Source organism: Wolbachia endosymbiont (group B) of Cyclophora punctaria (assembly GCF_964028235.1).
Lineage (GTDB): Bacteria > Pseudomonadota > Alphaproteobacteria > Rickettsiales > Anaplasmataceae > Wolbachia.
Genome location: NZ_OZ034749.1, coordinates 1,052,657 through 1,075,496 on the forward strand (window position 1 = coordinate 1,052,657; position 22,840 = coordinate 1,075,496).

General features: G+C 34.7%; 20 protein-coding genes. 12 read left to right on the forward strand and 8 right to left on the reverse strand.

The annotated features are described in order from the left end of the window. Positions 1-173 precede the first annotated feature (173 nt). The 4 genes from ABWU33_RS05110 to ABWU33_RS05125 form a co-directional block, all read right to left on the reverse strand. The gene (locus tag ABWU33_RS05110; RefSeq protein WP_010401376.1) at positions 174-1,094 is read right to left on the reverse strand and encodes a tyrosine-type recombinase/integrase; all 921 of its coding nucleotides are present in this window, start codon (positions 1,092-1,094) and stop codon (positions 174-176) included. A 2-nt stretch (positions 1,095-1,096) separates the two neighbouring features. After that, positions 1,097-2,485 (reverse strand): dihydrolipoyl dehydrogenase, encoded by a 1,389-nt coding sequence (gene lpdA / locus ABWU33_RS05115; protein ID WP_264337491.1) that lies wholly within the window; start codon positions 2,483-2,485, stop codon positions 1,097-1,099. After that, on the reverse strand, positions 2,478-3,587 hold the full coding sequence (locus ABWU33_RS05120) for a PQQ-binding-like beta-propeller repeat protein (protein ID WP_250120418.1): 1,110 nt from the start codon (positions 3,585-3,587) through the stop codon (positions 2,478-2,480). Before ABWU33_RS05120 ends, lpdA begins: the two co-directional genes overlap by 8 nt. Positions 3,588-3,900: 313 nt before the next feature. Then, positions 3,901-4,080, reverse strand: a complete 180-nt coding sequence (locus tag ABWU33_RS05125; protein WP_230440362.1) for a hypothetical protein — start codon at positions 4,078-4,080, stop codon at positions 3,901-3,903. Between ABWU33_RS05125 and ABWU33_RS05130 the strand changes: the two genes are divergently transcribed. Further along, a complete protein-coding gene (locus tag ABWU33_RS05130; protein WP_353281067.1) occupies positions 4,001-5,203 on the forward strand; it encodes a cbb3-type cytochrome c oxidase subunit I in 1,203 nt (400 codons plus the stop codon). The two genes, ABWU33_RS05125 and ABWU33_RS05130, sit on opposite strands and share 80 nt — an antisense overlap. A 117-nt stretch (positions 5,204-5,320) precedes the next feature. Here the strand turns inward: ABWU33_RS05130 and ABWU33_RS05135 are convergent, their stop codons facing one another. Continuing rightward, positions 5,321-5,830: a hypothetical protein gene (locus ABWU33_RS05135; protein WP_246433196.1), complete on the reverse strand. Its 510-nt coding sequence runs from the start codon at positions 5,828-5,830 to the stop codon at positions 5,321-5,323. A gap of 146 nt (positions 5,831-5,976) precedes the next feature. Between ABWU33_RS05135 and ABWU33_RS05140 the strand changes: the two genes are divergently transcribed. Together ABWU33_RS05140 and ABWU33_RS05145 are read left to right on the forward strand one after the other, a co-directional pair. Beyond that, a complete protein-coding gene (locus ABWU33_RS05140; protein ID WP_353280478.1) occupies positions 5,977-8,550 on the forward strand; it encodes a valine--tRNA ligase in 2,574 nt (857 codons plus the stop codon). A 41-nt stretch (positions 8,551-8,591) separates the two neighbouring features. Further along, a complete protein-coding gene (locus tag ABWU33_RS05145; protein ID WP_353280479.1) occupies positions 8,592-10,328 on the forward strand; it encodes a hypothetical protein in 1,737 nt (578 codons plus the stop codon). 2 nt (positions 10,329-10,330) lie between these two features. Here ABWU33_RS05145 and tnpA read toward each other — a convergent pair whose 3' ends face one another. Continuing rightward, positions 10,331-10,768, reverse strand: a complete 438-nt coding sequence (gene tnpA / locus ABWU33_RS05150; protein ID WP_265024376.1) for an IS200/IS605 family transposase — start codon at positions 10,766-10,768, stop codon at positions 10,331-10,333. An 80-nt stretch (positions 10,769-10,848) separates the two neighbouring features. Between tnpA and ABWU33_RS05155 the strand changes: the two genes are divergently transcribed. The 8 genes from ABWU33_RS05155 to ABWU33_RS05190 all read left to right on the forward strand — a co-directional run bounded on the left by ABWU33_RS05155 (position 10,849) and on the right by ABWU33_RS05190 (position 18,800). Beyond that, entirely contained in the window at positions 10,849-11,280 is a 432-nt protein-coding gene (locus ABWU33_RS05155; protein WP_353280480.1) for a hypothetical protein, read from the forward strand. 137 nt (positions 11,281-11,417) lie between these two features. Then, positions 11,418-12,584 (forward strand): hypothetical protein, encoded by a 1,167-nt coding sequence (locus ABWU33_RS05160; protein WP_211908204.1) that lies wholly within the window; start codon positions 11,418-11,420, stop codon positions 12,582-12,584. A gap of 43 nt (positions 12,585-12,627) precedes the next feature. Further along, positions 12,628-13,308: an orotidine-5'-phosphate decarboxylase gene (gene pyrF, locus ABWU33_RS05165; protein WP_211908203.1), complete on the forward strand. Its 681-nt coding sequence runs from the start codon at positions 12,628-12,630 to the stop codon at positions 13,306-13,308. A gap of 891 nt (positions 13,309-14,199) precedes the next feature. Beyond that, on the forward strand, positions 14,200-15,372 hold the full coding sequence (locus tag ABWU33_RS05170) for a phage major capsid protein (RefSeq protein WP_353280483.1): 1,173 nt from the start codon (positions 14,200-14,202) through the stop codon (positions 15,370-15,372). 74 nt (positions 15,373-15,446) lie between these two features. Next, a complete protein-coding gene (locus tag ABWU33_RS05175; RefSeq protein ID WP_353280485.1) occupies positions 15,447-16,061 on the forward strand; it encodes a hypothetical protein in 615 nt (204 codons plus the stop codon). A 227-nt stretch (positions 16,062-16,288) separates the two neighbouring features. Further along, positions 16,289-17,083 carry a 4-hydroxy-tetrahydrodipicolinate reductase gene (gene dapB, locus ABWU33_RS05180; RefSeq protein ID WP_353280487.1) on the forward strand — a complete coding sequence of 265 codons (795 nt, stop codon included), beginning with the start codon at positions 16,289-16,291 and terminating at the stop codon, positions 17,081-17,083. Beyond that, on the forward strand, positions 17,080-17,838 hold the full coding sequence (pstB, locus tag ABWU33_RS05185) for a phosphate ABC transporter ATP-binding protein PstB (RefSeq protein WP_353280489.1): 759 nt from the start codon (positions 17,080-17,082) through the stop codon (positions 17,836-17,838). Before dapB ends, pstB begins: the two co-directional genes overlap by 4 nt. 68 nt (positions 17,839-17,906) lie before the next feature. After that, entirely contained in the window at positions 17,907-18,800 is an 894-nt protein-coding gene (locus tag ABWU33_RS05190; protein ID WP_211908200.1) for an ankyrin repeat domain-containing protein, read from the forward strand. 158 nt (positions 18,801-18,958) lie between these two features. Here the strand turns inward: ABWU33_RS05190 and dxr are convergent, their stop codons facing one another. Both dxr and ABWU33_RS05200 read right to left on the reverse strand, forming a co-directional pair. Next, positions 18,959-20,134 (reverse strand): 1-deoxy-D-xylulose-5-phosphate reductoisomerase, encoded by a 1,176-nt coding sequence (dxr, locus tag ABWU33_RS05195; RefSeq protein WP_353280491.1) that lies wholly within the window; start codon positions 20,132-20,134, stop codon positions 18,959-18,961. A 27-nt stretch (positions 20,135-20,161) separates the two neighbouring features. Next, the gene (locus tag ABWU33_RS05200; protein ID WP_010406678.1) at positions 20,162-20,656 is read right to left on the reverse strand and encodes a hypothetical protein; all 495 of its coding nucleotides are present in this window, start codon (positions 20,654-20,656) and stop codon (positions 20,162-20,164) included. A gap of 328 nt (positions 20,657-20,984) precedes the next feature. Between ABWU33_RS05200 and ABWU33_RS05205 the strand changes: the two genes are divergently transcribed. Continuing rightward, positions 20,985-22,793: a hypothetical protein gene (locus ABWU33_RS05205; RefSeq protein ID WP_353280493.1), complete on the forward strand. Its 1,809-nt coding sequence runs from the start codon at positions 20,985-20,987 to the stop codon at positions 22,791-22,793. Positions 22,794-22,840 lie beyond the last annotated feature (47 nt).

Sequence of the window (22,840 nt, forward strand, 5' to 3'; positions counted from 1 at the left end):
TCTTTACATAGCTTCTAATTTAAATTCTGCTGTCTATTCTCTTTCATTCATAACCTTTTGCAAAAAGTTTTTGCTTTCTTCTCTGCTGGTCACTATTGCTTATATAAAGCAAGTACAGTACTGAATGATGTTGCAAGCACTCAGTTCAGCAATATTATCGATTTAAGACGAAGTTAAGATTTCGATTTTTTATTCAAACTCTTCTGAAAGTTTTTATACATATTGAAGACATCTTGATAATTTAGGTGAGTGTAAACTTGAGTAGTTTCAAGGCTTGAGTGGCCAAGCAGCTGTTGTATTGATCTTATGTCAATATCTTCCTGAAGCAAATGAGTAGCAAAACTATGGCGAAATGCATGTGGAGATAAAATTTCTGGTAAGTTTAAAAATCTTCTTATTTTTTGCAAACGATTAGCAACATAAGTTCTTCCCAATTTTTTTCCTCTTACCCCCACAAAAAGATGTCCCGCTTCGTCAAAGTGGGGACAAGCTTTTATATATTTTTGTATACACTTTTTTACTACTGGAAGAATAAATACCTGCCTTTGTTTATCTCCCTTACCTGTTACTATTAAACTTTCATTGCTAATATCACTAACCTTAAGATTCAGTGCTTCAGTGATTCTTAAGCCCGTACCATATAGCAGAACGACAATTGCAATTTCTCTTTTTACCACCCAAGGCTCGCCTAGATCAGGCAATTTCATTTCTTTCAATAGAGTTTCTATGTTAGATATTGAAAGTGCTTTAGGTAGAGTTCTTCTCTGAATTGGCCTTGATAAAGAAAATACCGCTTCATTATTTATTTCATAATTGTTTTTTATATATTTGAAAAAATTTCTGATTACTGACAATGCGCGAGTGTTAGATCTTGCATTTACACCTCTTGCATAACGAGAGGTAAACCAACTTCTCAGTTCAGGTATGCTTAATTTTTCTAAAGAGCCAACATTTACTTCTTCACCAATGTGAGTATTTAGGAAACTTATAAGATCTTTGAGGTCCCTCATGTATGACTCCAAAGTGTTTGGTGAGTAAGACCTGTTGTACTTTAGCCAATCATACCATTTTTCAATGATTGAACCGAGGTCCACAGTTACTTTTTAAAGAAAGCATCGATGCACGCATCCCTAAAGGCTTCATTTATATCAGGATGAGAGTGACAAATTCTGTATATATCCTCTGCTGCTGCACCATATGCCATTGCAACCGCTGCTTCATTGATTAGCGTATCAGCGTATGCTCCTATGATATGTACACCGAGTATTGTATCTGCTTTGCTACAAGTCAGAACTTTCACGAATCCCTCAGCATCGTCAGTGACTTTTGCTCTACCGTTTGCAGCAAATTGACATTTACCAACTTTATACTTTCGACCAGCACTTTTTAGTTCTTCTTCAGTTTTACCGATTGAAGAAACTGCAGGGTGGGTGTAAATGACTGACGGTATGATTTCATAATCAACGTGAGGCAATTGCCTTGCTAGTATCTCTGCAACTGCCACCCCTTCTTCCTCAGCTTTGTGAGCAAGCATTGCTCCACCAATCACATCACCAATAGCAAATATTCCTTTCACATTAGTTTCATATCTGTTGTTAACTTGAACGAAACCGCGATTATCTTTTTCCATTTTTTCATCAATACCAAGACCATCAGTACATGGTTTGCGTCCTGCTGCCACCAATACCTTATCCGCCTCTATAGTGTTTGTTTGATTATCTTTTACAGAGCAAACTTTCACACTCAAAGAGTTACTACTTTGTTTTATTCCCTCAACTTTAGTGCTAAGTAAAAATTTTATTCCTTGTTTTTGTAGACTAGAAAGTAGAGACTTACTTAATTCTCCATCCATTGCTGCAGCGATTCTGTCAAAAAATTCTACTACAGTGACTTCAGACCCTAGCCTCCTCCATACAGAAGACATTTCAAGCCCTATTGCTCCGGCTCCGATTACGACAAGTTTTTTTGGTACTTCAGTTAAAGACAATGCACCAGTTGATGAAATAATACTTTTCTCATCGATATTAATTCCTGGCAAAGAAATAACGTCAGAACCGGTTGCAATTACTATATTTTTTGTCTTCAGCACCTTACCTTCAACTGAAACTTCAAGATTGCCTTGATCAAAAGAAGTAATTTTTCCAAGTCCATTGATCTTAGTAATTTTGTAAAGGTTAAACAGATATTCTATGCCTTTTCCAAGTTCCTGAACTCTAGCGTCTTTATAGCCTATCATTTCTCTCAAATCGAGACTTACATCCTTAACTTTTATGCCAAGTTTTGATAGATTATTTTTCGCGCTAGCATACTGATAAGAGGAATGGAGTAATGCTTTTGATGGTATACACCCAACTCGCAAACACGTGCCACCAAAAATGCTATTTTTGTCTATACAAGCAACTTTGAGTCCAAGTTTTGCAGCAGCAATAGCGCATTTGTAACCACCTGGACCACCACCTATAATAATCAAATCATAATCAGTCATAAAAAACAAACCTATTTTCTAAAGAATAAACACCATTTCCTTCAGTCGTTATATACATCTTACCATGGGTAAATACTGGAGGATGAAACACATTACCGGGTATTTTAATTACCCTTCCTGTACTTTCAGATCCAGGAAAAGCAAATATTGAACCTTTATTACTTGTTACCCAAAGCGTATGGGCATACATAATTGGAACAAACAATTGCACATTCTCTATAAAATCAGATGTCCAAACTGTTTTTCCACTTTGTATGTCGATGCCAATTACCTTATTATCTTTAGTCACCATGAAAATTCTTCCGCCTTCTTTTTGTTTCTCTGCAGGAATAAGAGGGCTATAATATGACTCAATGTTTGATATACTTTTTACTTGTAGTGGCCTTGACCATAAAATATTTCCTGAGTTTACGTCAATGCTATAAATATAAGAGTTGCTCGTAGCTATTAAGATATTATCGTGTACTCTAGGTGTAGTAGTTACATCTGTAAGCTGTGTGTCTAAAAGATTTGTAGCTAATTTTTGGCTCCATAGTTTTTTACCTTCTTCATTAAAAGCTATTAACTCGCCATTTGAAAATGGTGCCATTATTTTATCATTAGAGACTGCTGGTGAGATGGAATATAAACCTCGAACCTCATTTATACCATTTTGATAAGCCCAAATGGGGCTGCCATCTTTTATATCAAATACATGTAGATAGTTATCAATAGTCAATACTACCAACTTATTGTTTATTACTATTGCTTTCCCTCTTGCCGGAGCTCTTAATTCTTTTTCCCATTGAATCTCCCCTGTTTTCGCATCTATTGTGTGTAGAATGTTATCCACTACAAAGAAAACATTTTCTTTGTAGCTCGATAAACTCATATTACCAATTTTTTTCCTACTTGAGAGGTATAATTTCCAATTTATAACTCTTGGGTTATCGATATCAAAGGAATATAAGGTACCGTGCTTGTCTGGTAAAATAACGCTATTTTCTGTAAGTATTGGAGCTACATATCCTTGAGATAATTTTTTATCTACTAAACTTATTCGTTCGCTTGCCATTGTATAGTTACTATACAATAACATTATCATGACAATTATTATTTTCATTATTTAGTGAAAACAAGATCCATTAATATACATACTAGAAACGTAAATCACAACGAAAATGTTCTTAATTGTGGATCAAAAGCATTAACGTAATGTCATGCCATTATGTAAAGATTCTCTTACTGTAATAATTTTTATCAAGTATTGGTTAAAACACATTTCGATAGCCCAGACTAACGCTGTCAGTAATATTACCATAATATGAAATGGAAATGGATGCAGCATTTTCACGATGAAAGATATTGTTGTAATGTCATTCATTTAAACTATGCATATCAATTTGAAAAATGTACATTGTCTTATGCTATAGTACCTAAAAGTAAATGCTCAACATACAAAATAACGCTTCACTTTGCAGGCAATGGATATTCTTGGCAGTACTTGCTCTTGCTTGTTCTGGACTGCTGTCAATAATTGTTATTTTTCTACGATTGCCTTTTATTTCTTCTCTCATTCCTTCTGCACAATATATCTTTGATAATGCACTGGTGATACACGTAAATTTGTCAATTTTGGTATGGATGTGCTCTATAATATCTCTGCTCTTCATCATAAACTTAAAACACACCAATCATTGGTTTAACTTCTCATGGATTCTTTCAATCCTTTCCATGCTGCTAATGTTTATATCTGCATTTGTTCCAAATACTGAAGTTATCAAAAGTAACTATATACCTGTATTACAAAACAAATTATTTTTACTTGGACTCAGTCTTTTCATTACCAGCATATTGATAAATACAGCTCTAGCCTACATATCAAATAAACAAGACTCATATCTTTCAATCGGACAAATTGGCCTGGTCATTATACTTGTGTCATCATTTCTTTGTGTTGTTTTAGCACATAAAAATATGCCTCCAGGTCTATATCACTCAGACAAGAATTTATTTTATGAATATCTCTTTTGGGGAGGCGGACATTTACTGCAGTTTGCCTTTGCTCAAGCAATGTTTTTAGTTTATTTGATCATACTGAATGCTCGCTATATTAGTCTAAATAAAATTACCATTTTACCACTATTTATAAACACAGTTTTGACCGTAGGTGCGCCGTTTATATACTTTATTTATTCGGCGGATAGTGCTGAATTGATACAGTTTTTTACCTGGCATATGAGAATTGCTGGAGCAGTTCTGCCGTGCTTTTTAACAATATTAGTGTATTGCAACACAAAAACTCTGCTCAATGATAAGGGCAATTATCTTCTCCACTCGTTTGTATTGTTCATTTATGGAGGTGTGCTTGGAGTGCTAACTATTGAAGGAAATGTCACTATCCCTGCGCATTATCACGGTTCTGTGGTTGGTATTACTATAGCTTTTATGAATTTTGTCTACTGGCTGTTACCAAAATTGGGCTGTAAAGAAATAAAAAGCTCCATAGTAAGATTACAGATTTATGCATATAGCTTGGGACATTTTCTCCACATTACTGGACTTGTTTGGCTTGGTGGATATGGTGCCTTAAGAAAAGTTGCAGATCTGCCAAGTATTTCATCAATGTTGGCACGTGCTTGTTTTATTACGGGTGGAGCTATATCAGTTATTGGTGGAATGTTATTCGTAATAATTGTGATTTTACATCTTCTTAAAGGCAAGGCTCGTACCAACTAACCCACAGAAACAAAACTAAAAATTTTAGTGTAAAATTACTATATTTACTTTGTACTATGGCTCAAACAACCTGCTTCAAATTTGGAAAGGCAATGAAATGAAAAAAACTATATCAAGCTAGACTGAATTCTTATTTGCTACTCCTTGTGGTTCTTGTGTTCCATTTACTTGAGAGCTAGGTTTCATTATTAAACCACCAGCTAAGAATGCAGATACTGTTGCTATAACAACGATTAACCACATGTCCAATTTAGTTGTATGTTCAAGTGTAATATACACTACTAACCCAACAGCAAGACCAGTACTAGCAGTAGCGATGTATGTTGCTTTTTCTTTTAGTTGTTTATTTGCTTCATTTTTGGTTTCTAATATTTTCTTTTCTTGCTGTAACTGCTGGATTTGAGTATTTATTTTTTGTTTCAGTTCATTCGATACTTCACTTTTTAGTTCATTTTTTATTTTATTTTTTAATTTAGATATTGCCTTTTCTGGGCTTTTTTTAACTTCTAGTTCCAACACGTCCTCAAGCAATTCTGCTAGTTTTATTTTTTCGTTGGAGGGCAGATAGTATGGATCATATAGAGCATTAACAAGATCTTGTAAATCAGAAAATTTAAAATCAGGCATAATAAACCTCAATACTAAAAATTTATCGTGTAATACATAAAAAACTAAAATCAAGAAATTTTGTATTATAAACTAAAATGTCAGACATTAAAATTGCTGTATTTGCTCAATTGTGCTAACTTAAAGCTTAAAACTGAAAAATATTTATGTTGGAAGAAAAATACAGCTTTAGAGAAGTTGAAGACAAATACAATGTATTATGGGAAGGAAGTAAAGTTTATAAATGGAGTAGTGAAAAGGGTAACACTTTCACTATAGATACGCCCCCACCAACGATATCAGGAAAGTTGCATATTGGCCATATATTCAGCTATTGCCACACAGACTTTATTGCAAGGTTTCAGCGTATGCTGGGAAAAGATGTATTTTATCCAATTGGGTTTGATGATAATGGCCTTCCGACTGAAAGGTTAGTTGAGCAAACCTATAAAACCCGCGCAAAAGAAGTTGGCAGAGAAAAATTTATAGAGATGTGCCATGAGGTTATTGAAAAATCAAAGCAAGAATTCAAGGAATTGTTTAAATCAGTTGGCATTAGCTATGACTGGGATTTGGAATACCACACGATCAGCAAGGAAGCTGTGGCACTTTCTCAAATGTCATTCATTGATCTATATAATAAAGAGTATGCATACAGAAAAATGCAACCTATTCTTTGGGACCCAGTCGATAAAACTGCAATTGCACAAGCAGAAATAGAGGATAAAGTCTTTGAGTCATTTTTGAACACGATAGTTTTTTCCACTGAAGAAAATGAGCAGATTAAGATTGCAACTACACGGCCTGAGTTGCTTCCAGCATGTGTTGCAGTTTTTTGCCATCCAGAAGATGCACGCTACACTCAGCTGATTGGAAAAATAGCCGTGGTGCCAATAACAGGAGCAAAAGTTCCAATAATAGCTGATGATAAAGTTAAAATAGATAAAGGTACTGGGCTTGTTATGTGCTGTACGTTTGGTGATGAGCTCGACATATATTGGCAGCAAAAGCATGGTCTGCCGATGAAAATTATTATCGATCAGGATGGTAGGATAAGTCTAGATTCAGTGTATGGTAATAATAGATCCCAGTGTCAAGGCACTGGGATGACAAAGGGGAGTGACATTCCAGTGCTTGACACTGGAATCCAGCCATTAGAGGAGACACACGCTCCAGCGCGTGACGCTGGAATCTACGATGAAATAAATGGCCTAAGGGTTAAAGAAGCAAGAAAGAGAATTATTGAAATCCTAACTGAAAAGGGCCTTTTGATAGAAAGTACTAACATTTCTCATTTCGTAAAGTGTGCAGAAAGATCTGGTGCATCACTTGAAATATTACCAACTTATCAATGGTTTATCAAGACTTTAGAGCAAAAAGCTCAAGTGTTAGATAAAGTAAAAAAGTGTAGTTGGCATCCAAAGTCTATGCGTAAACGCATGGAGGTATGGATAGAAGGGCTAAATTGGGATTGGTGCATTTCAAGACAGCGTTATTTTGGTGTGCCATTTCCGGTGTGGTATTCAAAACGTAAAGGGGAGGAGGGTAAAATCATTCTAGCTGAAGTAAAGGATTTGCCTATCGATCCACTCAAAGATTTGCCAAAAGGGTATATTAAAGAAGAGATTACCCCAGACCAAGATGTAATGGATACGTGGGCCACAAGTGCGATCACTACTCAACTAAGTGCACTGGCAGTAAACAGTGAGCTCGGTTTACCAAGCCATCGGTATGATAAGATATTTCCTGCAGATCTGCGCAGCCAAAGCCATGAGATAATAAGAACTTGGGCTTTTTATACGATTTTGAAGGCACATTATCATGCAGATTCACTGCCGTGGAAAAATATCATGATTAGTGGTTGGTGTTTGGCCGATGATAAAAAAAAGATGAGTAAATCAAAAGGTAATATCATCACTCCTCATGTAATGCTTGAAACCTATGGAGCTGACGTAGTACGCTATTGGGCAGCAAACTCAAGACTTGGAGTTGACACAGTCTACTCTGAAAATATCTTCAAAATTGGCAAACGACTTGTTACGAAACTTTGGAATGCTAGCAAATTTGTTTCCATGTTTATGGAAAAACATCAAGCATTGAGCATAAATTCCATCAGTGAGACGATGGATAAGTGGATATTGTCCAAATTATATAAAGTGATAGAAAAAACGACGAACAACCTATTACAGTTTGAATACTGCGAAGCTTTGAGCGCAATAGAAGAATTTTTTTGGAAAGATTTTTGTGATAATTACTTAGAGTTAGTTAAAAAACGTGCATATGGAGATGCATTGGACAGCGAGGCAAACATGAGTGCGAAACAGAGTTTGGCATATGTACTCAATATTATTTTGCGGTTATTTGCACCATTTTTGCCATACATTACAGAGGAAATATATCATCAGTTGTATAGTTATAACTCTGTTCACAATAAAAGTAATTGGCCTAACAAGGAAGAACTTATCTATGATAAGTATTCTGAGGAAATGGGAGATAATTTCGTACAGATATTAAACCTTGTGAGAAAAATAAAAGCAGATAATAACGTATCAGTTAAGCATCTTATACAAAAGTTGATGATAAAAGCGAGTGTAAAAGAGGATGAGTTAAATTATTCTGCTCAGCATGATTTGCAGTCAGTTTGCAATGCTGAAGTGATAGAATGGGTTGAGAGTACAGAAGCAGAGATTATAACTGAGAATGGAAAATTTACTGTAAGTTTATTGATTGATGTAACTTAGCATTCATATTACTATACTAATTATTTAGTTGTAAGATAATAATGATTGGTAATTCATATGATAATAAAATTGAAGAACAAAAAGATGATTATCATGACTTCATTCAAAGGTTTTTGTTTTTGCTCGGTAAGATAAAAGAAAAGAATAAATCAATTCACACTGCTGTAGCTAGTTTTCGCATATTATCTTTTTTAATAAAATACAATGCCAATTTTAATGAAGATGAAGTGTATAAAGCCGTTATCCAAGATTTCAATAATGTAAAGGAGGCGAGACTAGAGCTTCAAGATAAGGCTAAAAAAGTATTGAATGGGTATATTGAAAGTGGCGTTGAAACAGTGTCAATATATGGTAGTTGTGCGGAAGTTAAATTGGGAGCTAATAAAAACAAATTCAAAGTCAGTGAGTTTTTGAATAGTAATTTGTGCCAAGATAATGGAATTTCAGGGTTTTCAACTCTGCATAGCAATGGAAAAAATGGAATGCACGGTTTTGTTTCTGAAGAAGGAATAAGGCACTATGTTGTAACTGATGGTGCATACGAAATGACTCTGAATTGGTGTGATGAGGACGGAAAAAAGTGCACTATTATAATTAATATTGATGCTAATTGTATAGAACTTATCGAGCGTAATCGTGTTACTGATGATCAATTGAAAGCAAATAAAGATGTAAAAATAGGTAACTTATTCTTGTATCAAATAAAATTTAGAAATAAGGAGAAAGGCAATCATAAATCATCTGAGATTGTGATAGAAAATAGTAATAGAAATATTAACATTCAAACAACTCAAGAAATTGAGCGTGGCAGCAAAGAAGCTCAAATAGGCAGTACTAAAATGCAAGACAAAATTGCACAAGTTGTAGATGACAGCTTAAACGAAAGAATTAATAAATTGGAAAAAGAAAATACAAGATTAACTGGAAATAATCAAACTATATTAGAACAATTACAGCAAAAAATGAGAGAGGTGGAGGAATTAAATGGAAAGGTAAGGGAAAAAGATGAAGTTTTGGCTGAAGTAACACAAAAACTCAAGCAGCTAAGTGATTCGGTAGAGAGTGAATTTGAAAGGAGAAAAGTAGAGAAGGAAAAGTTAGAGGAGAAGTTAAGGAAAGCGCAAAAAGAGATACAAAAGTTAAGTAAAGAAAAAGCTGAATTAGTGCAAGAAAAGCAAGGCTTGGAAGAATATGCTAAAATTCTAGTTGTCAAAATACAAAAACTAGTTAATCAAATAGGGCGATCAGATCTTAAACTGGATGAATCAATAAATGAAAATAAAAGGTTAGAACAAGAATTGAATGATACTAAAAAAGATTTAGGTGATAAATATAGTGAAATCCAGAGATTAGAAAGTCAATCACATGAATTAGAATCTAAAAAAGTAACAGAATTGATGACATGTTTAGAAAAGAAAGAGAAAAAAATAGCAGAGTTAGAAGCGCAGTTGCAAAAAGAAAGTTCTGAAACTTATGATTTAATACTTAAATCATCGGATTTAGAAGAAGAAAAAAGACGATTACAAGAAAAGTTAAATGAAAAAACTCAAGAAGTGATTAAACTAACTGTAGATTTAGAAGAGCTAAGTAAGCAATCGGAAGAGAAAGAAACTAAATATTTCAGTAGGATTAAAGAGTTAGAAAAAATTCTTAATAAAGAAAGAAAAAACAGTGAAGAGTTGGAAAATTATAGCATCAATCTGGAGGAAGAAACTCAACCACTATCGGCTGAGAGCCGAAAGGTTGGATATAGCGCTGGAAGCGCGGTGAGAAGCTAAAGCTACTCCAATCTTATACTAGATATAGAATGAGGCTGATGTGCATCTGTATGTTTATTGATGTACTCATTAATGACTTCATCTGTGATATGTCCGCTGGTAGCACTAAAGTATCCTCTTCCCCAAAAACGCTTTCCCCAGTACATTTTATTTAGCTCTGGAAATTCTTGTTGAATTTTGCGTGAAGACCTGCCTTTGGCTCTTTGAACAAAATCACTCACAGCTATATGAGGAGGTATTACTACGAATAAATGTAAATGATCTGATGATATTACTCCGTTTTCTATCTTAATCCCCATTTCTTCAGATACTTCTGCTATGATTGTTCGTATTCTCTCCTTCATAGCCTTAGTTAATACTCTGTACCGATATTTTGTAATCCAGACTATATGGTACCTATGATAAAATACAGTGTGTTTTCCTTTGTCATATTCCGTCATAACTATACTTTATAAAGTACAGTTATGACATTGACAAACTAAAGTTTCTCCACCTAGAAGGTGGAGGCTTGTACCATCTTATGGAAAGTCAAATTCAACATGAAAAGTACAAAGAGTTACTATTTGAGAAGCATTCTATAAAAGAAGAAATTTCAGATTTGAATGATCAATCTTCATTAGTTCATCAGAATCGTGTGAGCTTAGCACAAGATTTGGCAAAAAACATGATATATTTGTTCAAAGAGAATGTAAGAGAAGGAGATAAAGTGATTATATCGCAGGAAACTGTATTAGAGATTTTGAATAGATTGGAGGAATTAATCAAGAATGTTGGAGTCAGTGATCAAGAAATAAAAGGAGTAATTGAAGAAATATCTGTACAAACTAATGATAGCCTTGTTCCTTCAGATATAAGTAATGGAGATTTATCAGCACTACCAAATAAAGAGCTGGATGAAGCTTCATATTCAGAAGATTTTGGATATTCTAGTAGATGTTCTACTCCCGTCTGATGCCACCTTGCATTTTGAGTTTAGTTAGAATATCAACTAAAGCTTATCACTGGTACAATTGTGATAAGTGTTCTCCTCTACAGGTAAGACAATTTTAATCAATATATACAAGACTGCTGAAGTTTTGTATATGGGTGATGAGCAATTTACTTAATAAATATAATACATTTTATTTTATAGCTAGTTCTCTGACTACTCTCACGTTACTTACATCTTTAGCGCTTATTAATGTACCTAGTTCTTTAATTCTCGCTTTAGCTGTATTATCTGTTTTGGCTTTTATGATTTTGTATAAAATAATTATTGACACTAGTAAAGTGGAGAAGAAATTTGCTCACAAAGAGCGTGAGTTGACTCAAGAAAAGCACAATTTATACGAGGAAGAAAGAAAATTTGGTCAAAAAATAGAAGCTGAGAGGAAATCTTTTCTTAAAGAAAAAAAATCTTTGGAGGAGAAATTAGAAGCAAAAATGATCCATATAATTGGAATAACAGACGAATTAGAAAAAGTAACGAAGGAGAAAGATGAGCTTGCTGCACAAGAAAAAGAACTACTCCATAAAATCTCATATTTGTGTAAACAGTTACAGGAAAAAGAAGCTAATCTAACTGAGAGGAAAAAACTTATAATCGAATTGAAAAGAAAAATAGACAATGATAAATATGAAGAATTATATAAGGAAGTAGAGAAATTATCTAAAGAAAAAGAGGAGTTATCTAAGGAAATAGACAAATTACGTAAAGAGAAACATATACTATATATGAAAAAAGAAGAATTACATAAAAGAAAAGAAGAACTTTGTGTGAAATTAGATGAATTACAATGTAAATTTAAAGAAATTGATCAGAAAAATAAAAACTTATCTCAAGAGTTAAAAAGGAAATTTGAAGAGCTAGATAAAGCAGACGGTTTAATTAAAAATCAATCTTTTGAGTTAGACAGAATAAGACAAGATTGTAATAACGAAGTGAAAAATTTAAGAAATTCACTTTTAGAGCGAGACAGTCAAATAAAACAACTTCAATACGTGATAGATAAGATAGAAGAATCGATAAGAGAAAATGAAACAATTAAAGATTATAGCAAAAAAATAATATTAGGGGAGACTCAGAAAATAAAATTTATATTAGGGCAGCTTGTGCAATTCAAGCCAATTAAAGGTTCCAAAACATCGGAGGAAACGTCTGATTTTTTACAGGAAGATCTTGGATATGCCAGTCGTTCACCCACTCCGACCAGATTATCGTGTTCAGTGTCTGTACAAAGCATTGCAAGTGGACCAACCCCTAAATATGGATTGTAAAATGCAACAATTACTCTTATTATAAAAAAAATTATACAAGATAATGAACCCAATAATATGCGCACTAGATACACAAGATTTGAATAAAGCTATATCTTTAGCTAATGGTCTGCGTGATAAGGTTGGCATGGTCAAGCTTGGGTTGGAATTTTTTGCTGCACATGGCCCTTCTGGAGTGAGAGAAGTTGCAAAATGCAATATACCAATTTTTTTAGATCTGAAATTGCATGATATTCCAAACACTGTCGCTAGAACGATTGAAGCAATCAAGATTCTAGATGTTGAAATGCTAACATTGCATATCAGTGGTGGAACAAAAATGCTTAAAGAAGCACTAAGTGTAGTGCAAGGAAAGAAAATAAAGCTAATTGGAGTAACAGTACTAACCAGCATGATCAATGAAGATCTGAGTGAACTCGGAGTAGCAAGGGAAGCAAAATCACAGGTAATTTTGCTGGCAAAGCTTGCAAAAAAGATTGGACTACATGGAGTAGTTTGCTCTGCACTAGAAGCTCAAGAAGTGCGCCAAGAATGTGGTAAAGACTGTAAAATTATTACTCCAGGAATCCGTATGAATTCAACTCATAATGATCAAAAAAGGACAGCAACACCAAAAGAAGCAATAAATTCAGGAGCTGATTATATCGTAATTGGCAGACCCATTACAAAAAGTGACAATCCCGCAAGTAGTGCAGAGTTAATATTGAAATCCCTTACTGATTGAAGCAGGGCAGATAAGGTAGCATAGGGTAAAAGCAACAAACGGTATGTATCCGTTCAGCAGGGTGGCAAAACAAGGTAGACGAGAAAAGATAACTAAATGGGTGTCATCCCAGTGCTTGACACTGGGATCCAGATATAAAAAGTATTTGCAAATTATGCAGTAAACAATAGTCCTTAAGGACATATGTCAAAAACAATGTCCAAAAACTAGATCCCAGTGTCAAGCACTGGGATGACATCATAGACACGCAAAGCTACTTGTTTCGAAAACAGTATGTTAAACTAATTTTGCCCGAACACAAAGGCAGTGCTTGACGCTGTTTACTATGCAAATTGCCACAATGTTCGTACAGCTGTGACTGAAATGATAAAAAGAGGATAATTAAAGGATACCATTTATTGTTTTAGCAAATTTGTACAGCTACGTACTTTATTTGCACATTCTTCTGAACAGATACGCAGCGAAAAAAAATGCTTAACACAAAAAAATGGATGCTGTATAGTGCTAACAATTAAGTATAATATTTACCGTGGTGTAATACTACACTACCTTTTTTTACTTCAACAAGTAATCATTATTATTTTTTTCTCACTACCAAGTAGCTTACGTTCATTTGTATCTACCATGAAGCCAATGCTAAAATCCAGAAAAAAGACCAGTGAATGGCAGGCGCGAGCATTATACGTATACAGTTGTATGAACGTTGTTTACCATGAGGGCGCCATCCCAGCACTGGGATCCATATTGTAAACAAGCGTTTGAGTTATAATAAGCTGCCATTCACCGGTCTTTTTTCTGAATGCAGTTTACATGATAACAAAAAGGTACTGAGATTAAAGATTACCTTCAAATTACAATACTATTCTAATTTTATTTTTAAAGGAGGCTATTATGTCACTTACTGATATCGCTCACCGTGTTAATGAACTCGCTTCATCATGGGAGCAATTTAAATTAATAAATGATCGCAAACTAAAAGAAATCGAAAGCAAAGGACCTGCAACGATCGAGCAGCTATGCAAGATAAATAGTAATATTGATAATTGCAAAGAGCGCTTAGATTTTATTGAAACCTCAGCTCAACGCCCAGAGATTAGCACAGATTTTAATACAGGTGATAAATATTTTTCTGATTATATTCGCAAAGGAATGGAAAACAGGTTATCACATAAAACCCTAAGTGGAGATGACAATGATATTGGAGGGTATTTAGTTACTCCTCATATTGTAAAACGCATAAACAAGCGTGTAACTGATTCATCTCCAATGCGGCAGATATGTTCCAATCAAAGAATCTCTACTGAAACGCTGGATTATATTATAGAAGATTGTGACCGTGCTGGTGCAGGTTGGAGTGGTGAAGTAGTAGACGACGAAGATGGTGGCTATAAATCCAAGTATGATTTTGCACAAGACACAAGTACACCTAAAATTCAAAAGATTTCCATCACAACTTATGAGCTCTATGCTCAGCCGCAAATATCACAAAAATTGCTCGATGATGCATTTGTCAATGTTGAAAATTGGCTTGTAGAAAAGGTTACCGAAACTTTCAGTAAGAAGGAGAATGAAGCCTTTATTAAAGGTGATGGCACTTTTCAGCCTAAAGGAATTTTAACTTACGAAAATGGAAATGGTCATAATAAGATAGAGCAAATTAAAGCTGATAAGCTAGACAGCGACGCCATAATGATATTGTACTACTCTCTAAATGAACATTACTCTAAAAATGCATCATTTTTGATGAACAGGAGTACGTTAAAGGACGTGAGGCTACTAAAATCTGAAACAGGTCAGTATCTTTGGCAGCCGAGTTTATCGCTTGAAACACCAGATACTTTAATGGGAATACCAGTATATCAATCTGCTGATATGCCACCTACAATGATTGCAGTAGCGGATTTCAAACAAGCTTATAAGATCGTAGATAACAGAGGAATGAGAATACTTAGAGACCCTTATACAAACAAACCTTATGTTAGATTTTTTGTCACTAAGCGTGTTGGCGGGGAGGTTGTCAACACCAGTGCTATTAAATTGTTGAAAATTGCGAGCAAGTACTAAAATTTTTATGAAATAATTGACATATTATACTTTTTATGTAATAATTAAATTATTATTAATTTAAGGAGTAAAATATGTTAAAAAAAATAAAAGAGTTTTTTAAGTGGATTGCAGGAAGAATTGCATCAGTCTGGAACAGCATTAAAAACTTGTGGTCTGGTCAATCGGAGCAAAAGATTCTAACGAGAAAAGATGTGATGACGAAACTAATAAATGGTAAAGCCAATTTTTCTTTTGCTATTGTAGAAGATAATAGTAAGCGGTTAGTAATCCATATAAGGGACAAGGACATACTAGAATCTCTGGATTGGAGAAATATTAATTATGAAGATCCATCAAAATATCGTGTATGTGTCAAACGTGACAAAGATATATTCAAAATTACTTACAGCGAACTTGTTGCCGTGAACAATAATTTTGTATCCTTTATAGTGAACTCGGTAGACGATGGTAAAACTTCGTCTTGTGAGTTAGAAGGAATGAAAAAGATGTTGGGTTTAAATAGTAATCGTGAAGTTAGTATTATAGAGAAAATATCTCAGAAACCTGAAGTTGTAAGTTCTACATCTAAAGTGCCTGCAAGTGATAGCAAGGTACTAAGCTCAGAAGCTGGTAAACCTAGTAAGTTGCTAGATAATCTATCTAGAGAACAACTTATGAAGTCAAAACTTATTATACCAACTTTCTAAAGAGTATCTTTTCTTCACAAAAGAGCACCTCCTTTGGTGCTCTTTTTTTCTTTATAAGTTTTCTCCATAGGAGAAAATTGACTAATTACAATTTGTATCTTCCTCGTATCAATTTTCAATAGATTCATCGATGTATAGCTATAGTTTTATCAGTGTAAGGCTAAATATGCTAAGCTTATAAAGATGACAAAGCTTCAAAAAAAGCCTAACATAGTGGAAAAAGCTTTATGAAAATCAAAGTTGGAGTAATAGGCTGCTTAGGCAGAATGGGTAAGAAAATACTCAATGAATTAATTACAAATACCAAAGTGGAAGTAGCAGGTGCTGTTGCTCGCTTGGGCAGTGAGTATATAGGCTTAGATATTGGGCCTATTGTAGGAAATAATTGCAATTTAGGAATCAAAATTACAAGTTCTATTAGTGAGGTATTTGAGTCGTCCGATGTTGTAATAGATTTTACAACAAAAGAATGTATGCTAGACTGCCTTAAGGCGGCCGTGAAATTTAAAAAACCGCTAGTTAGTGGCACAACTGGAATAGAAGATCTAAATTTAAAAGAATATGCTGCTAAAGTTCCAATATTATGGTCAGCAAATATGAGTATAGGAGTTAATGTGTTGCTGAAATTGGTAAAAAAAGCTGCCAAGCTTTTAGGTAATGAGTATGACGTTGAAATTTGGGAAATGCATCACAATTTAAAAAAGGATTCACCATCTGGAACAGCTATAGAGTTTGGTAAAGCAGTTGCTAACGCTGCAAAAGTGGATTTTGAGCTCAATCAATATTCACATAATAATTCAAATATAAGAGGGAAAGGGGGAATAGGCTTTGCAGTATCTCGTGGAGGTGGAGTAATAGGAGATCACAGTGTCATGTTTGTCAATTCCGATGAACGAATAGAATTAAATCACAAGGCAATTAATCGTACAACGTTTGCTAGAGGGGCGGTTCAGGCAGCAATATGGTTGTGCGAGAATAAACAGGAAATACCAGGACTTTATTCAATGCAGGATTTAGTATGAGCGATAAATATGCTTTCGTTAAAAATTTAAATCTTTGGTATGGCTCTAAACAAGTTTTATTCGATATAAATTTGAATATTTGCAAAAAGAAAGTCACAACTTTTATCGGACCTTCTGGGTGCGGTAAATCGACATTTTTGCGTTGTTTTAATCGTATGAATGATTACGTACCTGGATGTAGAGCGACTGGTGAACTGGTAATCGATGGGCTGGGTAATATATATTCACGTGATATGGATGTTGTATTGCTCAGAGCAAAAGTTGGTATGGTATTTCAAAAACCCAACCCTTTTCCAAAATCAATATATGATAATGTTGCTTATGGGCCTAAATTGCATGGCATGGTAAAAAATAAGCAAAAATTAGATGAAATAGTAGAAAGTAGTTTAACTAAGGTTGGTTTATGGGAAGAGTTGAAAGATAGATTGCAAGATAGTGCACTAAATTTATCTGGTGGCCAGCAACAAAGATTATGCATTGCTCGTGCAATTGCAGTAAAGCCAACTATTTTATTAATGGATGAACCATGCTCTGCTCTTGATCCAATGGCAACCAATGCAATCGAAAATCTTATACAAGAATTGAAATTGAGGTTCACCATAATTATGGTAACTCATTCGATGAAGCAAGCTAAAAAATTAGCTGACAGCATAGTTTTCTTTTGCAATGGCAAGATTGTTGAATTCGGAAGTACTCAAGAAATCTTTGAAAATGCTCAGTCTCTTTTAACGAAGGAGTATATTCTGGATCATTAGCTTAATAGTTGATATTTTAATTTTTTCTATGTATAATTTTATCAAGTTTGTTGTGATAGGGGGTTAAAATGTTTAGTACAAGTGAAGCAACAAAAAAGTTGTTTAAAGCTATTGAATTTCAAAATGCTAGTGGTGAAAGAATAAAACCTGAGGAAGCTTGGAATCATTTTCAACAAGCATTGAAAGAAGGAGCGAATGTTAACGCTTTTGAGGATGGGATGACACCTTTGATGTGCATTGCTTCAGCTTTTGTTACTAGTAATAACGAGGAACATCAATATTTAGAGCTTATGGCTAAGTTGCTTGTAGAACATAAAAAAATCGATTTAAATATTAAAAGCAAGCAAGCTGTTATTAAGAAAAAACCAAAGGAACATGATGGTTATCCAGTGTACGAATTTGAGGGGAGAGAAGTAGTAGATAAGGGTATAAGGGGTTGTGTATACCTTGACAATTTACAACCTGTTAATGAAGGATTTATACCTCAAAATTATGCTCGTGCAGAGGAGGAAATTAAGACCGGCAAGAAGGAAAAAAATACAGCTCTACACATTGCTTGCAAGTTGGGAAATGTAAACATGATAGAAATATTACTTACACATCCAAATATCAAACCTAATATTAAAAACTATGAAAACAAAAGTCCAAGAAATTGTATTGCAGAACATGTTAAGGAAATAATAGAACCAGAGTTCATAAAGGTAGAAGAAGTTGCTCAAAAAAGGAAACAAATTAATTATGCTTGTGCTTTTTTGTTATCTGGAGTACTTGCTGCTGGTATATGTTTCGCAGTTGATAACCCAACTCCGCTTGTTGCAACTTCGTTGCTTTTTCTTGCAATAGGATGCGGTTATCTGTATAGAGTAAATACAGTTATTAATGATGTAAGTTTCTCTCAAGTTATTGTGAACGAACGTGCTAGTGATGTATCTGTTCAGGTAAGGTATCATTCCAGCACTTGATGCTGGAATCAAGTTTTTCATTTAATCTCATTGAATTTAGCATAAGCTCAGTTTACTTGTAAATTTTTCTGGATCCCAGTGTCAGCTACTCGGATGACAGGAGTATGAAGTGGGGCTACTTGACCATTTAGTTGTCTTTTCTCATCTACCTTATTTTATCACTCTGCTGAACAGATACCTTTACTTTTTATAATTTCATTGGCAATAATACGGCTTTCAAAATCGACACTTATTATGTCAGATAGTGAGTTAATATCAGAGTACTTGTCAAAGTTTTCTATTGTTGATTTTACTACCTCTACTACTTCTAAAAAGCCAATTCGTGATTTCAAGAATTCATTAACAGCTATCTCATTTGCAGCGTTCAAAACAATACTATTTGTATGTGGAGAAGAAGAATTTAACACTTCCATGCTTAGCTTTAGTGAAGAAAAACATTTGTGGTCTGGTTCTTGAAAGGTCAATTTTCCTTGCTTTGTTAAATCTAATTTATGATTTAAAGTTGATCTTTCTGGCCAAGATAAAGCATATGCAATGGGAATTTCCATATCAGTTTCTGCAAGCACAGCAAAGCTGAATCCATCGTGATAAACGACAATTCCATGTACTATCGATTCAGGGTGCACTACTGCTTCAATTCTATTTGGACTAATATTAAACAAATGATGTGCTTCTATTATTTCTAGTGCTTTATTCATCATTGTTGCACTATCAACTGAGATTTTCTTTCCCATTTTCCAAGTAGGGTGACTTAGTGCCTGATTTACTGTGATATTTCTTAATTGTTCAAGGCTATAATTTAAAAATGGTCCACCAGAGGCAGTGAGTATAATCTTTTCTACACATTTATCATCATTTTGCAAAACTTGAAAAATTGCGTTGTGTTCAGAGTCGATGGGAATTATTTGTACGCTCCTTTCTTTAGCTTTTTCAAGCAGTAACTTGCCACCACAAACAATGCTTTCTTTATTTGCTAGGGCAATAACTTTAGTACCGCTTTCTATAACCTTTATAACTGGCTCAAGGCCTGCGATGCCAACTATTGCAATAACTGAGAGATCAACGGGTAGAGAAGCAACATTTGCTAGACCTGGAGCACCAACTTCTACTTTGACGTTTGTACCAAGTAGATCTTCTTTTAAATCTTTGTAGAACCTTTCATCAGAAATGGCAGCATATTTTGCATTAAGTAGATTTGCCTGTTGTGCTAGCAGAGCAAAGTTAGAATTGGCACTTAGTGCTTCCACCTGATATTCTTCCTTTCTCTTTAAGAGCAAATCTAAAGTCTTTTTTCCAATGCTTCCTGTTGATCCTAAAACTGAAACTTTTTTCACTAATTACAATAAAATCTTCTTAGTTATTTAGTAACCAAGCTCATGATCATCACCAACAGATGGTGAAGGACCAGGTGAAAAAGATTGGCCATGATGATCACCTGCATCATGCATATCATGCAAACCATCGGCACTTTGAGCTATTTCATTGTTAGAGTGGGGATAATCATCCGGATGATGCCCCTCATCACCGTAGTCCATACCCATTCCTTCTGATGGCATATCTTCTCCACCACCACCTGAAAAATATTCAGCAAGACTTTCAAGAAATTTTATGCCAAACATATTACCTGATTTCCCAAATAACGTTACTAGACTGCTACCACTTACCAAACCTTCGAATACATTATTATAAGCAGCAATTGCTCCTTCATGAAAGTTGAACATCCACTTCATTCCATCCACAATTGTTGCAACAGAGTCACTATGACCAAGACCGAAACCACTTTTCTCACTAGCGGCTTCCTGGTGTTGCTGCTGTGCCTGCCATTCTGCAATATTTGGACCTTGTGCTTCACTCATAAACTTTTATTCTAAGCCTTAAGCTATTATTTTACCAAAAACACTGTAAAATATCAATTGTTTAAGAGAGGTTATCATAAAAATAGCTAACACTAAGCTATTTTTATGATTCTGATTACTCTATACCAAAACATCGATGATGTGCTGTAGTAACAAAGTGATGAAGGAAGGTCCTTGAGGTTTAAAACAGCTTCTATTTCTTCTTAGAAGACTGCTCCTCTCTCTTTCCTTTTTATTTTATTATCTTAATGTTAACTTACTCAAAAATTATTGACAAGTACTAATAATTTAGTTATTATTAGTACTATATTAATAATAAGGAAGAGAAATGCTTACTAATGATTTATCTAATAATAAAATACCTGCACCGCCACCACCACCTTCCCCACCTCCGGGTTGGAAAAACACTTGTAAGCATAACGATAAAGATGGAAAATCTCCTAGTGTTATTGCAGAAAAAAGCAGCAGTGGCAATAAGCCAAGAAGAGATCAATCTAAGAGTCCTGTTCAACAACCAACTGTAAATCCTACAAATAGTAAACTATTCCGGAAAAAACAAAAAGAACATAATGCGAATGGCGAAACTGCAGATAAAGGAAGCAATATTAGACAGAGTGAGAAAAATAGAAGCTCAACTCCCAAGAATGTATTTCCTAGAGTTTTTAGTTCTCAACAAGATAATTGTAATAGTAACAAACCTTCCAGTAATTCAGGAACTAACAATAGTACTCAATCAGAAAAAGGGCTATTTGAGAATTCTATTCAACTTGCAACAGAACAAAAAATCGATACTCCCATTTTGATTAATACTTTAGTTGGAATAAGTAAGACAGCTGCCTTAAAATATTCAATTGCTACTTTGTTGCTATGTATATCTAGTGTTACAGCTGTTATATATACATATCTTTCGATTTCAGTAACACTAAGTGATCCAGTACTTTTCACAGTTATTGCTTTTGTTTCTGCATCGGTTATGTTGAGCTTAGCTGCATATCTTATCAATTCACACCTTTCTGCAATAAACAGCGAGAAAGGAGTTGATCCTGGTAGAAAACAATCACAAGATTTACAGAAAGCAAAGGGACTTGAACACAGCAATACTTATACATCCAGGAGGTGGCAAGCAACAAGAAAGTGGAGGTTTTCATTATCACTTCCAGTAACGCTTGGAACACCCAGTGCACCGACACCACTTACTCTAAAGAATAATACTACTAATAAATCCATACCCCCTGAGTTGTTCAAAGTGTTAAAAGAACGAAGGAAAGCAATTGATGAAGAGGACAACGTACAACAGCAAAACAACGAAGTATGTCAAAATCAATCACAAGATAGTAGTTTACAGAAAGCAAAAGAACTTGAACATAGCAATACTCCTACACCATCATTTCCAGTAATGTCTGGAATACCCATTGTACCACTACTACCTCCGCCACCTCCTCCATTGCCACAAGGTGCTGTTTCACCACCATCTCCTCCTTCAGCTCCAGATGGAATTAATTCATTGAAAAAGACCAATGGTTCTGATAAGCCTGGTGCTGAAGTTAGTAATAACGCTAATCAATCGGATGCTAAAAATGCTATGCTTGCACAGATAAAGCAGGGTGTTAAGTTGACAAAAGTTGTCGATCAGCCTGAAGCTGCTAAAAAGCCAAGTAATAACGGAGGTGGAGATCTTATGAAGAATGCATGGGACACAATGAAGAATTCTCCTCTTCTAGGAGAAGGAACTAAATCCTCAGATAGCAAAAGTGATGACGAAGATGATGATCAAAATCGTACACCCGATAGTGAGTGGGAAGATGAGTCTCCAACCCCGCAATCAGACAGTAACAAAAGAAGCGAGAGTCCTGACAGTGGTCATGAATCTGATGATAATGTAAAACCTAAATCCACAACTCCACCACGTTCTACACTAAAGGCAGAGAAGCCACCGATATCGCCTAAGCCTGTTAATTCAAAAACGAAATATGAAGCTTCTCCTGCAGCACAAGCAAATAATGTTGACTCAGTGAATAGTGAGGTGCAAAAACCATTTTCTTTGGTTGATCAAAATTATGGTGGAAAAGCAAAACCATTTCAAGTTCAAAGTGTCATAGATCGAGGTAAGAGCAGTAGTGCACCCTTCTTAAAATAAGTTTACCTACAGGTCTGATTGTATTAAGATTACTTAGTACAATCAGA

Excerpts from the sequence above, each read along its gene's own strand:
- ABWU33_RS05200 (WP_010406678.1), bottom strand. The coding sequence starts at position 20,656 with ATGAGTGAAGCACAAGGTCCAAATATTGCAGAATGGCAGGCACAGCAG.
- ABWU33_RS05170 (WP_353280483.1), top strand. The coding sequence starts at position 14,200 with ATGTCACTTACTGATATCGCTCACCGTGTTAATGAACTCGCTTCATCA.
- ABWU33_RS05160 (WP_211908204.1), top strand. The coding sequence starts at position 11,418 with ATGAGCAATTTACTTAATAAATATAATACATTTTATTTTATAGCTAGT.
- ABWU33_RS05175 (WP_353280485.1), top strand. The coding sequence starts at position 15,447 with ATGTTAAAAAAAATAAAAGAGTTTTTTAAGTGGATTGCAGGAAGAATT.
- ABWU33_RS05190 (WP_211908200.1), top strand. The coding sequence starts at position 17,907 with ATGTTTAGTACAAGTGAAGCAACAAAAAAGTTGTTTAAAGCTATTGAA.
- pstB (WP_353280489.1), top strand. The coding sequence starts at position 17,080 with ATGAGCGATAAATATGCTTTCGTTAAAAATTTAAATCTTTGGTATGGC.
- dapB (WP_353280487.1), top strand. The coding sequence starts at position 16,289 with ATGAAAATCAAAGTTGGAGTAATAGGCTGCTTAGGCAGAATGGGTAAG.
- ABWU33_RS05145 (WP_353280479.1), top strand. The coding sequence starts at position 8,592 with ATGATTGGTAATTCATATGATAATAAAATTGAAGAACAAAAAGATGAT.
- ABWU33_RS05135 (WP_246433196.1), bottom strand. The coding sequence starts at position 5,830 with ATGCCTGATTTTAAATTTTCTGATTTACAAGATCTTGTTAATGCTCTA.
- pyrF (WP_211908203.1), top strand. The coding sequence starts at position 12,628 with ATGAACCCAATAATATGCGCACTAGATACACAAGATTTGAATAAAGCT.
- ABWU33_RS05155 (WP_353280480.1), top strand. The coding sequence starts at position 10,849 with ATGGAAAGTCAAATTCAACATGAAAAGTACAAAGAGTTACTATTTGAG.
- lpdA (WP_264337491.1), bottom strand. The coding sequence starts at position 2,485 with ATGACTGATTATGATTTGATTATTATAGGTGGTGGTCCAGGTGGTTAC.
- ABWU33_RS05140 (WP_353280478.1), top strand. The coding sequence starts at position 5,977 with ATGTTGGAAGAAAAATACAGCTTTAGAGAAGTTGAAGACAAATACAAT.
- ABWU33_RS05120 (WP_250120418.1), bottom strand. The coding sequence starts at position 3,587 with ATGAAAATAATAATTGTCATGATAATGTTATTGTATAGTAACTATACA.
- ABWU33_RS05205 (WP_353280493.1), top strand. The coding sequence starts at position 20,985 with ATGCTTACTAATGATTTATCTAATAATAAAATACCTGCACCGCCACCA.
- tnpA (WP_265024376.1), bottom strand. The coding sequence starts at position 10,768 with ATGACGGAATATGACAAAGGAAAACACACTGTATTTTATCATAGGTAC.